This window comes from Streptomyces sp. NPDC042336 (assembly GCF_055581985.1).
Genome location: NZ_JBVJEA010000006.1, coordinates 321,265 through 334,168 on the forward strand (window position 1 = coordinate 321,265; position 12,904 = coordinate 334,168).

Below are 12,904 nucleotides of genomic sequence, written 5' to 3' on the forward strand. Positions count from 1 at the left end.
CGAGCGCGAGTGGGAGCGCTCCCAAGGCCGACTCGAAGACCAGGCTGCGCCTGGGTAAAGGAATTGGCAACACCCGATTCGAGTCACTTCCCGTTCCGCGATGGCGCGTTCGACGCGGCGGGTGGGCGGGGGACCTTCCCCCGCCCACCCGTCGTCATGCCGGTGACGCGGTCGTCACAGCGCACGCCGCCTGGAACGGATCAGCAGCACGCATCCACCGGCGAAGAGCACGCCGCCGATCGCCGCGGGCCACAGGCCGAGCCCGGAACCCGTCTCGGCGAGCCCGCCCTGCGCCTGCGGTTCGGACGCCGGCCCGGCACCGCCGGCGTTGCCATCGTTGCCGGTGTTCCCGGTCGCCCCGGTTGCGGCCGCGGCGCCGCTCACCTCGTCCGGGGTGTCGGTGGCCGGCGTCGCGGCCCTGGGCTCGGCGCTCGCGGAGGCACCGGCGTCCTTGCCCTCACCCGGGGGTGCGGGCGCGTCCCCGCCGGTCCGCCCTCCGTTCCGCTCCTCGTTCTGCTCCTCGTTCTGGGCGGGGGCCTTCCCGTCGTTCTTCCCGCCTGCCCGGCCGTCCTGCTGGTCCTGGCCGTCCTGGCCGGTGTCCGCGGGTGCCGAGGCCGTGGCGGTCTGCTCGGCCGGGGGCTCGGCGGTCTGGCCGCCGTCCTCGCCGCCCTCGCCGCCGGGCTGCTCCTCGCCCTCGCCCGGCTCGGACGCCGGAGGCGCGTCCGGGCCGCACTCGCGGCCGGAGTTGATGCACTCGACCATCTCGCGCATCAGGTCCTCGTCGAAGACGTTGATGAAGTCGCTGTGGTCGGTGACCGGCTTGTGCAACTGCTCCGGGAAGGAGTCCACGGCGAACAGCGGAACGGTCCTGCCCCCGTCCTCCAGGCTGGGCGCGGCCACGTCGTAGACGACCCGCTGCACCAGTCGCGGAACGGCCCGGAACCCGTCCGGGCAGCTGCCGTCGGCGGCGGCGAAGGCCATGTGGGTACGGTGGTTGGCGCTGTCGGTGTTGCGGCCGTCCCAGCAGCTCTGGAAGGTGAAGGTGCGCACCACGTCACTGCCCGGAGGGCACAGCGGGTACTTGTCCTTCAGCTGCCGGTCCTCGAACCCGGTGCAGCTCCAGGAGGCGTTCGCGTTGGTGTTGCCGTTGACGAACGCCTTGGCGTCCCCGGTGATGATGCGCAGCAGCCGCGGCATCTCCGTGACCTCGCCGCGCTCGTTGCCCTCGAAGGTGAGGGTGACCTCGGCCGGCGTGACGATCTCGCCCGCGTTGCCCTCGACGCCGCCGCCCGGTGACTGGGCGTCCTGCTCGACGGTGCCGTTCTGGAGCCGTAGCACGGGCCAGTAGTACGAGGACTTGTCGCCCTGGTCGGCACAGCTGGTGTCGGCGGCGGCCAGGTCCTCGTCGCTCGCGAAGGCGTCGTTGGCCTGGTTGCCGACGTAGTCGTGGAAGTGGTGGGCGCCGTTGCCGACGCCGGGGGCGGCGATCAGGTTGTCCGAGTTGAACCGGCCCTCGGCGTTGACTCCGCAGCTGGTGGCGAAGGAGCCGGTCGAGGCCGCCTTCTGCTGCCGGGGCGCCCGCACCACGTCGGGCTGGACGGACTCGATGTCGGCGTAGTCCGCCGCCACGGGGCCGTTGCCCGCCTGTCCGCCGTTGCCCGGCTGCTGCTGCCCGTCACCGGACCCTTCGCCCGCGCCGTCCTGCTGACCCTGCTCCTGGCTCTGGCCCTGACCCTGTTCCTGCTTCTGGCCCTGCGCCTGCCCCTCCTCCTGTCCCTGCTGGTCCGGGTCGCCGCTCCCCGCGTCCCCCGACGCGATCTCGGTGCGGCGCAGGGTGCACTCGGCCAGGGCGTCCAGGCCCTCGGGGCGGTCTCCGGCCTTGTCGACAGCGGCGGCGATGCGTCCGATCGTCGCCGCGCGCTCCTTCTTCAGGGGGTCGAGGATCGCGCCCTCGTCGAGGGTGCCGTCGTCCGCGGTGCGGGCGGCGTCCTGGAGGACCCGGTAGGCGGCGGCGATCTGTTCGTCGAGGTGGGCGAGTTCGGTGTCGACCTCGGGCCTGGCCTGCTCGGGAACGGCGGTGAGGCGTTCGGTCAGGTCGGGGCAGTCGACGGTGGCCGCGACTCCGGAACCGCCCAGGGGGACGGCGGCGTTGCCGGACTCCGTCGCCGAGGCGAACACGTTCACGGCCACCAGGCCGCTGCCCCCCAGTATCAGCGCGACCGCTCCGAAGGTCGCGCGCCGCGCCCCGGTCGGGCGTCTGCGCCTGTTGTGTCCCAAGGCGTGCTCCTGTGTCGTGACGGACTCGGACGTGAAATGCCCCCGGCTCCATACGGAACCGGGGGCAGGAGCGTTCAAGTGCCTCTGGAATTCTCAGCTTTCCCTCACGTCACGGGCGCAGGACCAGCCGGATCGGGTCGCCCTCCTTCTTCTCCAGCCGCGCGACCGCTGCGGCGGCCTCGGCGAGCGGCAGCACCCCGCTGACGGAACCGGAGAAGTCCAGCCGCCCGCCCTCGATCAGCCGCAGGAGCTGCGGCAGCGCCACCGGCATGTCGGAGCCGTAGTGGCCGAGGATGCGCTGCTGGAGGTAGCTGAAGCGGGTCCCGTCGGTGACGGTGAGCGGCTTGTCGGTCAGGCCCACCAGGACCAGCCGTCCCTTGGGCGCGAGGACGGAGACCGCCTGCTCCCGCACGGGCGGCACGCCCGCGAAGTCGAAGGCGGCGGCGAGCCCGAGGCCGGCGGTCGCCTCCCGGACCGTGCGGCGCAGCTCGGGGTCGGCGGAGTCCAGGGCGAGGTCGGCGCCGGCGGCAAGGGCGCGTTCGCGGGCGACGGGGCTCGGGTCGACGGCGATGACCGGGCAGGCGCCGATCGCCCGGAGCAGTTGTACGGCGTGGACACCGAGTCCGCCGACGCCCCACACGCCGACCGCCTCGGCGGGCCGGACCGCCCCGCTCTCGGTGATCGCGCCCCAGGGGGTGGACACCGCGTCCGGGATGATCGCGCCCTGCTCGAAGGGGATGGTGTCGGGCAGCGGTGTCATGGCGTCGGCGTCGGAGAGGGCGTACTCGGCCCAGCCGCCGTCGTAGTCGACACCGCGGGTGTAGACGACGCCGCCCCGGGTCTCACCGGCGTGCAGCACGACCCGCTGCCCCGGTGACCAGGCGGTGACACCGGCCCCGGTCTCGGCGACGGTGCCGGAGACCTCGTGGCCGAGGGTGACGGTGTCGCCCCTGAGGAGCAGTGGGGTGAGGGTGCCGTCGATGAGGTGCACGTCGGACAGGCACACGCCGGCCGCCTCGACCTTGACCAGCACCTCCCCCGGTCCGGGCTGCGGGCGGGGCACCTCTTCCAGCCGCAGGGTGCGGCTCGGGACGTGCAGGCGGGCGGCGAGCATCTGCGCCATGACGGGACCTCCTCGGTGCGGTGGCGACCCCGGACGGCCCCCGGCGGTCCATCGCAGGTCGACTTGCGTTAACCGTACACCCAACGCAGGACGACTTGCTTTACGCTGGTCCGATGAGCTCACCGGAACCCGTCGCCCCGCCCCTGCGCCGCCGGGGGGAGCGCATGCGCAGGGCCGTGCTGGCCGCCGCGGTGGACCTGCTGTCGAGCCAGGGCCTGGCGGGCGCGACGGTCGGCGCCGTGGCCCGCGCGGCCGGGGTGCACGAGACCTCCGTGTACCGGCGGTGGGGCACCCGCGAGAACCTGATCCTGGACGCGCTGACCACGGAGCTGGACGCCGCGCTGCCGGTCCCGGACACCGGGCGGGTCCGGGACGACCTGCTGGCGTTCTTCTCCGCGCTGGCCCGGCTCCTGGGCACCGCGCAGGGCCGGGCGCTGCTGCGGCTGAGCGTCGAGCGGGACGACACCCTGGAGGACCGGCGCGGCCCCTACTGGAGCGAGCGTCTCGGCCGTGCCGTGGTGATGGTCCGGCGGGGCGTCGAACGGGGCGAGCTGGCGGCGGACACCGATCCCGGGCTGCTGATCGAGGCGGTCAGCGGTCCGCTGTTCGTGCGGGTGCTGCTCAGCGGGGCGCCGCTGGAAGACGTACTCGTCCGGGGACTGGTGGACCTGGCCCTGGACGGGGCCCGTCCGAGGTGAGCGGTCGGTCCGGCCCGTAGGCGTTCGACGCCGTCATGAAGGGCCGCGGGAAGCTGGTCACCGGCTCGGCGAGGACCAGGGCCCAGGGGGTGGCGGACAAGGTGCTGCCGGACCGCGTCAAGGCAGCCGTACACACCGGATGGCCGAGCCGGGGACGGTGCGGGGCACCGACGAGGGCCGGCGCGTCCGGTGGCGTCTGTCGCCCGAAGGGCCCCTTGTGGGGGCTCGCTCCCGGTGGAACGATGCCCGGGCACCGGCTCACCGCACCGAAGGGAACGCCGTGACCGACGACCGGGAACGCCCACGGGCCGCCGCCGCGTTCGACGCGCTGGGCGTCGAGTACGAGAAGGCGTTCGCCGGGTCGAAGACGCACCGCCACTCGCTGGAGTGGCTGCTGGCGCGGCTCGCGCCGGGCAGCCGGGTGCTGGACGTGGGCAGCGGCACGGGCCGGCCCACCGCCGAGACCCTCGCGGACGCCGGGCACGAGGTGCTGGGCGTCGACGTCTCCCCGGTCATGGTGGAGCTGGCCGCTCGGCAGGTGCCGGCCGCCACCTTCCGGTGCGCCGACATCCGCGACGTGCCGCTGGCGGACGCCTCGTTCGACGCCGTCTGCGTGTACTTCTCCCTGCTCCAGCTGGACCGGGAGGAGCAGAAGGGCCTCGTACGGCACCTGGTGCGGTTGCTGAAGCCGGGGGGCTACCTGGTCCTGGCCACCGTGCCGCTGGACGTGGAGGGCGTCGACGCCACCTTCATGGGTCAGCCGGTGCGCGTCACCAGCTTCCCCGCGCAGGAGCTGATCGACCTGGCGGAGGAGTCCGGCCTGGAGGTGCTGGCGCAGGAGGCCACGATGTTCACCCCGGCCCACCCGGACGCCCGGCCCGAGCCGCACCTCTTCCTGCACTGCCGGCGTACGGGGCAGCCCCGAACGGGGTAACTGCACACGCGGGAACCGGGGTCCCACGGTCACAGTGGGCACATGACAGAACCTGGCGGGCGACGGCACCGCACCACTTCCACGACCACGCGCGAGCGTGACGTGCGGGACGCCCGGGACGCCGCCCGGCGCGCCGCCGACGCCCTGTCGGAGCTGATCCGGCACCACCTCGAAGGGGTCTCCGCGGTCTGCCGGAGCGAGGACGGCGGCTGGATCGTCAACGTGGACGTGCTGGAGGTGGCACGCATCCCCGACACCACCAGTCTGCTCGCCACCTACGAGGTCGAGTTGGACCCGGCGGGCGACCTGGTCCAGTACCGCAGGATCGCGCGCTACCGGCGTGGTGCCCAGGACCAGTGAGCGGGCCGCGAGGCCCGCATCCGGAAGGACCCCCGCATGATCACCTACGACGACGAGGTCGTCTGCGCGCCCCGCGCCGGAACCCTCTACGACGTCCTCGAACTCATCCTCGACCGCGGCATGGTGATCGACGTCTTCGTGCGCGTCTCCCTCGTCGGCATCGAGATCCTCAAGGTGGACGCACGCATCGTGGTCGCGAGCGTCGACACCTACCTCCGGTTCGCCGAGGCCTGCAACCGGCTGGACCTGGAGCACGACGTGCGGTCCAAGACCGTGCCCGAGATGTTCGGGAGCCCGGTGGCCAAGACCGTGGGCAGGGCGGGCGCCAGACGGACGGCACGCTCCCTGACCGACAAGGTGCGCGACGTCCTCGCGCCGGAGCACGAGCCCGAGCCCGAGGAAGAGGCGGACTCCGAAGCCCGTCCCCGCGAACACGCGGAGCGCGGCAGGAGCGCTCAGCGGCCCCGGAGCCGGCCCGCCGCACGCCCCCGCGACGAGGACGACCGCCCCCGTTCCCGCCCCCGCCGGCGCACCGAGGAGGAGGACCGATGACCGCGCCCGCCACCACCGACACGGCCGACGCACCGGCGTCCGCCCTCAAGGCCCTGTACGTCTACGGCATCGCCCCCGCCGGGGTCCGCACCCCCCGCTCCGCCGGCGTCGACGGCGCCCCGGTACGGCTGCTCACCGGGGCCGGACTGTGCGCCGCGGTGTCCGACGCGCCCCCGCGGCTGCGGCCCCGGCGCCGTGACCTGCTGGCCCACCAGGCCGTCCTGGACGAACTGGCGGCCCAGGGGCCGGTGCTGCCCATGCGGTTCGCGGTCCTCAGCCCGCGGTCCGACACCCTGCTCTCCCAACTGCGGTCGGACGCCGCTCACTTGGCGGCACAGCTCGACACGGTGCGGGGGTGCGTGGAACTCAACGTCAAGGGCACGGTGGTGCCCGGCCACTTCGCCGATCTGGTACGCCGGGACGACAAGCTGCGCACCCTGGCCCTGCGGACCCGGCGGCGGCCAGACTACGAGGCCAACGTGCGGCTGGGTGAGGCGATCGCCCTCGGTGTGCGCCGCGAGGCACGGCGCGCGGCCCGGGAGGTCGTCGACCAGCTGGCCCCGCTGGCCGTGCGTACGGTCCGGGGCACGACCGACGACGAGCAGGTGCTCAGCGCGTCGTTCCTGCTGCGCGCGGCCGACGAGGCGCGGTTCAGGGAGGCGGTGGCGGCGCGGGCCCGCGCCTGCGGTGACCGGCTGGCCCTCAGCGTGACCGGGCCTCTGCCCTGCTACAGCTTCGTCGACCCGGCCCCCGCGACGCCGGCCGGCCGGTGACCGCGTGGGCATCGTGAGCGGTCTCCTCCTGCTGCCCCTGGCACCGGTGCGCGGCACGGCGTGGATCGCCGACCACCTGCTCCAGGAGGCCCGGCGCCAGGCCCACGACCCGCGCGCCGTACAGGCGCGGCTGGCCGCGCTCAACCGGGCCTTGGACGAGGGCGCCGTCGACGAGGCGGCCTTCGAACGCGAGGAGGAACGGCTGCTCACCCTCCTCGAACGCCCGGCCCGGCCCACCGGACCCACGAACACCACGAATCCAGCGCGGAGACGACACGTATGAACGACAACAGGACGGCCATGGCGGCTGCCGTGGCGGGCGGATATCTCCTGGGGCGCACGAAGAAGGCCAAGCTCGCCTTCGCGGTCGGCTCCTACCTGGTGGGCCGACGCGTCGGCCTCTCCCCCGGCCAGGTGCTCGGCCAGGGACTGGGAAGCCTGCAACGGGCACCGCAGTTCCAGGAGTTGAGCGACCAGGTCCGGGGCGAGCTGCTGTCCGCCGGACGCGCGGCCGTCACCGCCGCGGCGAACCGCCGGCTCACCGGCCTCGCGGACAGTCTCCGCGACCGTACCGACGCGCTCACCGGCGAAGGCCCACGGGACGACGCCCGGGACGGCTACGACGACTCCTGGGACGAGGAGGCTCCGGACGAGGACGCCTACTTCGACGAGGAGGACCGGGAGGAGGACCGGCGGCCCGCACCGGCACCACCCCGGAAGACGGCCAAGAAGGCCCCGCCGCGCAAGGCGGCGCCGCCGGCGAAGAAGACGGCGAAGAAGGCGGCCTCGAAGAAGACCGCACCGGCGAAGCGGACGGCGGGCCCGGGCGACAGGCACGGAGGTGGGCGCGCATGACTCCCGACCGGCAGGGCGACGGCGGACCGTCGCCTCTCGGCGACCTCAAGGACGCCCTGGGCGGCTACCTCTCCGCCGCGGGGCACAGACTCGTCGGCAGGGCGGGGGAACGGATCGGGTCCCTGACGGACCGCCTGACCGAGTCCGCCGACGGCGGCGGTTCCACAGATGGCGGCGGTTCCTCAGGTGGCGGTGGTTCCTCAGGTGGCGGCGGTTCCTCAGGTGGCGGCGGTTCCTCAGGTGGCGGCGGCGGTTCGAAGAGCGGCGGCGGCAGCGTCAAGGCGACGCACATCATGGAGACCGTCGACATCGGCGTCCCCCTGCGCACCGTCTACGACCAGTGGACCCAGCTCCGGGACTTCAGCGGCTTCACCAAGGGCGTCCAGAGCGTCAGCCCGCACGACGAGGTGACCTCGGACTGGACCGCCAAGATCGCCTTCTCGACCCGCAGTTGGAAGGCGACCGTCCAGGAGCAGATCCCCGACCAGCGGATCGCCTGGACCTCCGAGGGCGCCAAGGGCAGCACCAACGGAGTCGTCACCTTCCACGAACTGGCACCCCGGCTGACCCGGGTCGTCGTGGTCGTCGAGTACTACCCGGCGGGCTTCTTCGAGAAGACCGGGAACCTGTGGCGCGCCCAGGGGCGCCGGCTGCGGCTGGACCTGAAGCACTTCGCGCGGCACGTGTCCCTGACGGACGGCGAGGAGGTCGAGGGCTGGCGCGGCGAGATCCGCGACGGCGAGGTGGTCAAGAGCCACGAGGAGGCGCTGGAGGAGGAGGACACCGACGCCGCCGACGACTCCAAGGACGCCGAGGACGCCGAGGACGAGTACGAGGACGACGAGGAAGGTGAGTACGACGAGGAGGAGCCGTATGCGGACGAGGAAGACGACGAGGACGACGAACGTGCCCGTCCGCGTCGCTGACGCCGCCGTCGCGGGGAGCGGACGGTGACCGAGCTCGACCACCGGTACCCGGGCCCGGGGACAGAGCCTTACGGGCCCCCTTCCGGCAGCCTCGCGGACCTCCTCGAACGGGTCCTCGACAAGGGCATCGTCATCGCCGGCGACATCAAGATCGACCTGCTCGACATCGAACTGCTGACGATCCGGCTGCGGTTGTTCATCGCCTCCGTGGACACCGCCAAGAAGGCGGGCATCGACTGGTGGGAGACCGATCCGGCACTGTCGTCCCGGGCCGCGCGGGATGCGCTCGCCGAGGAGAACGCGCGGCTGCGGGAGCGCCTCGACGCCCTGGAGGGGGCCGCCGAGGAGACGACGGGAGCCGTGCGATGAGTGCGACCCCCGCAGGACCGGCGGCCACCGGCCTCGTGTGCGCCTTCGCCGTCACCCGCACGCCGCCCGACCCGGCCGGTCTGGCGGCGGCCAGGGGGCACGAGGAGGGCGGTCCGCTGCGCGTCCTGAGCGTGGGCGGCCTGTGCCTGATCGTGCAGGACGTCCCCGCGGCCCTGTTCGACGAGGCGGCGCTGGCCGAGCGCCTCAACCGGCCGGACGACCTGGAGCGCTGCGCCCGCGCCCATCACCGGGGCGTCGAGGCCGCGGCGGGGCGGGGCCCCGTCGTACCGCTGCCGATGGCGACGCTGTACCGCGGCGACCTGACCGCCGCGCGGGCGGTGACCGCCCGGCAGCCGGTGCTGGACACCCTGCTGGACCGTCTCCGGGACCGTACGGAGTGGGCGGTGAAGGTGCACGCCGCCGAGGCCGCGCCCGAGGCCCCCGGGGACACCGGCCCCGGCGCCCCCACCGGCTCCGGCGGCGGGGGACGCGCCTACCTCAGCCGGGTCAGCGCACGGCGGCGCGAGCAGCAGGGTGCACGCGGGCGGGCGCTGGCCGAGGCGGAGGCCGTCGACGCGGCACTGCGGTGCCACGCCGTCGCCGCGACGCGGCACCGCCCGCAGAGCGAGCGGCTGACCGGCCGCCGGGACCCCCAACTGCTCAACGCGGCCTACCTGGTGACGGAGGCGCGGCGCGCCGACTTCACCGCGGCCCTGGCCCGGTTCACCGCCGGCGGGCACCCGGCGGTGCGCGTGGAGGCCTCGGGGCCGTGGATCCCGTACTCCTTCGCCCGCTGGGACGAGGACCCGCGGGCCGACCCGCAGGAGGAGGTCCCTTCATGACCGTCCCGGACGCCCGTACGCCGGGCCCGGCCCCCGTGCCCTGGGGCGGCCCGGAGCCGTACGCACCGGTCGGGGTTCCCCTGGTCGACCTGCTGGACCGGGTGCTGGCGACCGGTGTCGTGGTCAGCGGCGACCTGGTCCTGGCTGTCGCCGACGTGCCGCTGGTGCGGATCTCCCTGCACGCGCTGCTGTCGTCGGTGAACGAGCGGGTGCCCGCCCCCTGGCCGGACAGCGGGCCGCTGTGACCGGGCCCCGGGGCCGTGCCGCCCACGCCCTCGACCTGGACCCCGAGCGGGTCACCAACGATCTCGCCGCGCTGGTCCTCACCGTGGTGGAACTGCTGCGCCAGCTCATGGAGCGCCAGGCCGTGCGCCGCTTCGACGAGGGAACGCTGAGCGCGGAGCAGGAGGACCGGCTGGGCACGGCGCTCATGCTGCTCGACGAGCGCATGGACGACCTGTGCGCCCAGCACGGTCTGAGCCGCTCCGACCTGAACCTCGACCTGGGCCCGCTGGGCCCCCTCCTCTCCGACCCTGAACCGTAGGGACACCGGCACCCGGGGCGAGCGATCGTTATGATGGCGCAGAATCGCTCAAACGAACATTCTCGGGTGGGGAGACCTGATGCGGGAGCCGGTCGATCTCAGGCGCCAGCGGATACTGGCGGCGGTCCAGGCGCGCGGCACCGCGCGGGTGCGTGACCTCGCCGACGAGTTGCAGGTCTCGGTGGTCACCGTGCGCCGGGACGTAGAGGAGCTGACGCGCGAGGGCAGACTGAGCCGCGGGCACGGGGTCGTGCGGTCGACGCTGCCGGCCCGGGAAATCGTCGCCGAGGCGGTTCCGGCGGCCGGGGACCGGGTGGCCGTGGTCGTGCCCGTGCGGCACTCGTACCTGACCGAGACCCTGCACGGGGCCCGCACGGTGCTGGAGCGGGCGGGAGTGCGCATGGCCCTGCACCTGGCGCCGCAGGCGTCCGGTGCCGAACGCCCACTGGTGGAGCGGGCGCTGGCGGACGGCGCGGACGGACTGCTGATCGCCCCGCGCTGGCGCGGCCGGGCCGACGAGGAGGCCGACCACGAGTGGCTGGCCGGGGTCGGGGTGCCGACGGTGCTGATGGAGCGGCGCCCGTGGCGCGGCAGCGCACTGCACGCCCTGGACTCGGTGTGCTCGGACCACTGGTACGGCGCGCACCTGGCGGTGGAGCACCTGGTGGGGCTGGGGCACCGGCGCATGGTGTTCGCCACCCGGCACGACAGCCCCACCGCCCGCTCGCTGCGCGCCGCGTTCACCGGGATCGCCGGGGCGCATCCCCTGGTGGAGCGCTGGGCGTGGACGCTGGTCGCACGGGAGGCCGGGGCCGACGGGCCGTACTCCGGGGACGAGATGGCCGAACTGCCGGCGCTGATGCGCAAGGTGGGGGCGACCGCGATGGTGCTGCACGGCGACGTGGACGCGCTGATGGTCGTGCAGCGGCTCGCGGAGGAGGGGGTGCGGGTGCCGGAGGACTGCTCGGTGGTCGCGTACGACGATGTGGTGGCCGGTCTGGCCTCGCCGCCGCTGACCGCCGTGTCGCCGCCGAAGGCCGAGGTCGGGCACGCGGCGGCGGAGCTGCTGCTGGAGCGGCTGGCCGGGGCGCCCGGCAGCCGGCCGGGCCGGCGGGTGGAGCTCCTGCCGCGGCTGATGGTGCGCGGATCGACGGACCGGTTGACCGAACCAGTCGCCGAATGAGCGTTTGAGCGTTTCATTTTCTTCTGATCGATCTATTGACCGTTTGAGTCAGGGCGTTCAGGATTCCGGTGTCTCGAAGAGTCGTGTCCGCACCGACGCGGACCCGCAGGAGCCGCGGAGGCGCCATGCCCGGACGACCCAGCCGTCGCTCCGTGCTCGCCGCGATGACCGCCCTACCCCTGGCAGGAGCCGCGAGCGCCTGCAGTGGGGGGAACGGCGCATCGTCGGCCCGCACGGGCACCACCACGCGCATCACCTTCTGGTCCGCCCTGCGCGGCAGCCAGGAGGTGGTCGACGCGTTCAACCGCACGCACCGCACCATCCAGGTGGAGTTCCAGCAGATCCCCTCCGGTGGACAGGGCGGTTACGCCAAGCTCAGCAACGCCGCCCGGGCCGGAAACGCGCCCGACGTCGCCACCCTCGAGTATCCGCAGGTCCCCGGATTCGCCATCGACGGCGTCGCCCGCGACATCACCGACCTGATGAGCGACGGCCTGCGCCGCAAGCTGCTGCCGCAGGCGCTCGGCCTGACCACCTTCGAACGCCGGGTGTTCGCGGTGCCGCTGGACGTCGAGCCCATGGTGATGCACTACCGCGCCGACCTGTTCGACCGCTACGGGCTGGAAGTCGCCCGCACCTGGGACGAGTTCGCCGAGCAGGCCGCGACGGTACGCCGCAAGGCGCCCGACCGCCGCCTGGTGCTCTTCCCCACCGACGGGATGACCCAGTTCGCCTGCTACGCCTGGCAGGCGGGCGCCCAGTGGTTCGACACCTCGAAGGGCGCCTGGAACGTCTCGCTGGCCGACGCGCCCTCCCGGCGGGTCGCCGAGTACTGGCAGCGGCTGATCGACCGGGACGACGTCTTCATGAACGCCGTCGAGAGCAGGCAGTCCGACGCGCAGATCGGCAACGGGCTGGTCCTGACCCGCCTCAGCGGCGCCTGGGACGCCGGCGCCCAGATGAACGCGCGGCCCGGCCAGAAGGGCCAGTGGCGGATCGCGCCGCTGCCGCAGTGGGACACCGGCAGCCCCTCGGCCGGCACCCACGGCGGCTCGACCTTCGCCGTCACCGAGGACAGCGAGCACCCGGAGGCCGCGATGGAGTTCATCGAGTGGCAGGTCTCCCATCCCGACGCCCTGCGTGCCCGGCTCTCCAGCGGCACCAGTAGCCAGTACCCGGCCGCGCCCGGCCTGGTCGCGGTGGGCCGAGAGGCCTTCGACCGCTCGTACTACGGCGGTCAGGACATCTACGCCCTGTTCGAGCAGGAGGCCGAGAAGATCGGCGACCAGTGGCTCTGGGGCCCGCGGATGAGCGCCACCCAGAAGGTCATGCAGGACTCCTTCGCCCGCGTCAGCGGCGGCCAGGGCAGCCTCGTCGAGTCGCTGCGCACCGCGCAGGAGGGCACCATGCCCGATCTCAAGGCCCTCGGCCTGTCCACCACCCAGCGCAGCACCTGAGCCGACGAAAG

Annotated in this window: 16 protein-coding genes and 1 pseudogene; 15 read left to right on the forward strand and 2 right to left on the reverse strand. The window is 73.7% G+C overall.

Going from position 1 to position 12,904, the window contains the following annotated elements:
• Window positions 1-174: 174 nt before the first annotated feature.
• Together ACZ6IM_RS16280 and ACZ6IM_RS16285 are read right to left on the reverse strand one after the other, a co-directional pair.
• Window positions 175-2,277, reverse strand: coding sequence for a DUF1996 domain-containing protein (locus tag ACZ6IM_RS16280; protein ID WP_469557120.1), 2,103 nt, complete (start codon window positions 2,275-2,277; stop codon window positions 175-177).
• Window positions 2,278-2,386: 109 nt separating this feature from the next.
• Window positions 2,387-3,400 (reverse strand): zinc-binding dehydrogenase, encoded by a 1,014-nt coding sequence (locus ACZ6IM_RS16285; protein WP_469557121.1) that lies wholly within the window; start codon window positions 3,398-3,400, stop codon window positions 2,387-2,389.
• 113 nt (window positions 3,401-3,513) lie between these two features.
• On the opposite strand from ACZ6IM_RS16285, the gene ACZ6IM_RS16290 reads away from it, so the two are divergent.
• The 15 genes and pseudogenes from ACZ6IM_RS16290 (at window position 3,514) to ACZ6IM_RS16360 (ending at window position 12,893) form a co-directional block, all read left to right on the forward strand.
• Complete coding sequence (locus ACZ6IM_RS16290; RefSeq protein WP_469557123.1) at window positions 3,514-4,098, forward strand: TetR/AcrR family transcriptional regulator; 585 nt, start codon at window positions 3,514-3,516, stop codon at window positions 4,096-4,098.
• Between the two features lie 20 nt (window positions 4,099-4,118).
• A pseudogene (locus ACZ6IM_RS16295) lies at window positions 4,119-4,264 on the forward strand (SDR family NAD(P)-dependent oxidoreductase); the annotation flags it as partial.
• Window positions 4,265-4,378: 114 nt separating this feature from the next.
• Window positions 4,379-5,032 carry a class I SAM-dependent methyltransferase gene (locus ACZ6IM_RS16300; protein ID WP_469557125.1) on the forward strand — a complete coding sequence of 218 codons (654 nt, stop codon included), beginning with the start codon at window positions 4,379-4,381 and terminating at the stop codon, window positions 5,030-5,032.
• Between the two features lie 42 nt (window positions 5,033-5,074).
• Complete coding sequence (locus ACZ6IM_RS16305) at window positions 5,075-5,392, forward strand: gas vesicle protein GvpO (RefSeq protein ID WP_052841195.1); 318 nt, start codon at window positions 5,075-5,077, stop codon at window positions 5,390-5,392.
• A 36-nt stretch (window positions 5,393-5,428) separates the two neighbouring features.
• Window positions 5,429-5,944 carry a gas vesicle structural protein GvpA gene (locus ACZ6IM_RS16310; protein ID WP_052841194.1) on the forward strand — a complete coding sequence of 172 codons (516 nt, stop codon included), beginning with the start codon at window positions 5,429-5,431 and terminating at the stop codon, window positions 5,942-5,944.
• Window positions 5,941-6,717 (forward strand): GvpL/GvpF family gas vesicle protein, encoded by a 777-nt coding sequence (locus ACZ6IM_RS16315; RefSeq protein ID WP_052841193.1) that lies wholly within the window; start codon window positions 5,941-5,943, stop codon window positions 6,715-6,717. Before ACZ6IM_RS16310 ends, ACZ6IM_RS16315 begins: the two co-directional genes overlap by 4 nt.
• Window positions 6,718-6,721: 4 nt before the next feature.
• Window positions 6,722-7,000: a gas vesicle protein GvpG gene (locus tag ACZ6IM_RS16320; RefSeq protein ID WP_052841192.1), complete on the forward strand. Its 279-nt coding sequence runs from the start codon at window positions 6,722-6,724 to the stop codon at window positions 6,998-7,000.
• A complete protein-coding gene (locus tag ACZ6IM_RS16325) occupies window positions 6,997-7,572 on the forward strand; it encodes a hypothetical protein (RefSeq protein WP_469557128.1) in 576 nt (191 codons plus the stop codon). Before ACZ6IM_RS16320 ends, ACZ6IM_RS16325 begins: the two co-directional genes overlap by 4 nt.
• Window positions 7,569-8,498 carry an SRPBCC family protein gene (locus ACZ6IM_RS16330; protein ID WP_469557130.1) on the forward strand — a complete coding sequence of 310 codons (930 nt, stop codon included), beginning with the start codon at window positions 7,569-7,571 and terminating at the stop codon, window positions 8,496-8,498. The genes ACZ6IM_RS16325 and ACZ6IM_RS16330 overlap by 4 nt, the downstream gene beginning before the upstream one ends.
• 24 nt (window positions 8,499-8,522) lie before the next feature.
• Window positions 8,523-8,867: a gas vesicle protein gene (locus ACZ6IM_RS16335; protein ID WP_052841189.1), complete on the forward strand. Its 345-nt coding sequence runs from the start codon at window positions 8,523-8,525 to the stop codon at window positions 8,865-8,867.
• A complete protein-coding gene (locus ACZ6IM_RS16340) occupies window positions 8,864-9,709 on the forward strand; it encodes a GvpL/GvpF family gas vesicle protein (RefSeq protein ID WP_052841188.1) in 846 nt (281 codons plus the stop codon). Before ACZ6IM_RS16335 ends, ACZ6IM_RS16340 begins: the two co-directional genes overlap by 4 nt.
• Complete coding sequence (locus ACZ6IM_RS16345) at window positions 9,706-9,954, forward strand: gas vesicle protein (RefSeq protein ID WP_016325204.1); 249 nt, start codon at window positions 9,706-9,708, stop codon at window positions 9,952-9,954. The genes ACZ6IM_RS16340 and ACZ6IM_RS16345 overlap by 4 nt, the downstream gene beginning before the upstream one ends.
• Window positions 9,951-10,253: a gas vesicle protein K gene (locus ACZ6IM_RS16350; protein ID WP_052841187.1), complete on the forward strand. Its 303-nt coding sequence runs from the start codon at window positions 9,951-9,953 to the stop codon at window positions 10,251-10,253. Before ACZ6IM_RS16345 ends, ACZ6IM_RS16350 begins: the two co-directional genes overlap by 4 nt.
• Window positions 10,254-10,332: 79 nt before the next feature.
• Window positions 10,333-11,436 carry a substrate-binding domain-containing protein gene (locus tag ACZ6IM_RS16355; protein WP_469557133.1) on the forward strand — a complete coding sequence of 368 codons (1,104 nt, stop codon included), beginning with the start codon at window positions 10,333-10,335 and terminating at the stop codon, window positions 11,434-11,436.
• A gap of 125 nt (window positions 11,437-11,561) precedes the next feature.
• Complete coding sequence (locus ACZ6IM_RS16360) at window positions 11,562-12,893, forward strand: ABC transporter substrate-binding protein (protein WP_052841185.1); 1,332 nt, start codon at window positions 11,562-11,564, stop codon at window positions 12,891-12,893.
• Window positions 12,894-12,904 lie beyond the last annotated feature (11 nt).

Bases quoted from the DNA above. Each gene is read 5' to 3' on its own strand.
- ACZ6IM_RS16325 (WP_469557128.1), top strand. From the start codon at position 6,997: ATGAACGACAACAGGACGGCCATGGCGGCTGCCGTGGCGGGCGGATAT.
- ACZ6IM_RS16345 (WP_016325204.1), top strand. From the start codon at position 9,706: ATGACCGTCCCGGACGCCCGTACGCCGGGCCCGGCCCCCGTGCCCTGG.
- ACZ6IM_RS16305 (WP_052841195.1), top strand. From the start codon at position 5,075: ATGACAGAACCTGGCGGGCGACGGCACCGCACCACTTCCACGACCACG.
- ACZ6IM_RS16285 (WP_469557121.1), bottom strand. From the start codon at position 3,400: ATGGCGCAGATGCTCGCCGCCCGCCTGCACGTCCCGAGCCGCACCCTG.
- ACZ6IM_RS16360 (WP_052841185.1), top strand. From the start codon at position 11,562: ATGCCCGGACGACCCAGCCGTCGCTCCGTGCTCGCCGCGATGACCGCC.
- ACZ6IM_RS16310 (WP_052841194.1), top strand. From the start codon at position 5,429: ATGATCACCTACGACGACGAGGTCGTCTGCGCGCCCCGCGCCGGAACC.
- ACZ6IM_RS16330 (WP_469557130.1), top strand. From the start codon at position 7,569: ATGACTCCCGACCGGCAGGGCGACGGCGGACCGTCGCCTCTCGGCGAC.
- ACZ6IM_RS16315 (WP_052841193.1), top strand. From the start codon at position 5,941: ATGACCGCGCCCGCCACCACCGACACGGCCGACGCACCGGCGTCCGCC.
- ACZ6IM_RS16340 (WP_052841188.1), top strand. From the start codon at position 8,864: ATGAGTGCGACCCCCGCAGGACCGGCGGCCACCGGCCTCGTGTGCGCC.
- ACZ6IM_RS16355 (WP_469557133.1), top strand. From the start codon at position 10,333: ATGCGGGAGCCGGTCGATCTCAGGCGCCAGCGGATACTGGCGGCGGTC.
- ACZ6IM_RS16290 (WP_469557123.1), top strand. From the start codon at position 3,514: ATGAGCTCACCGGAACCCGTCGCCCCGCCCCTGCGCCGCCGGGGGGAG.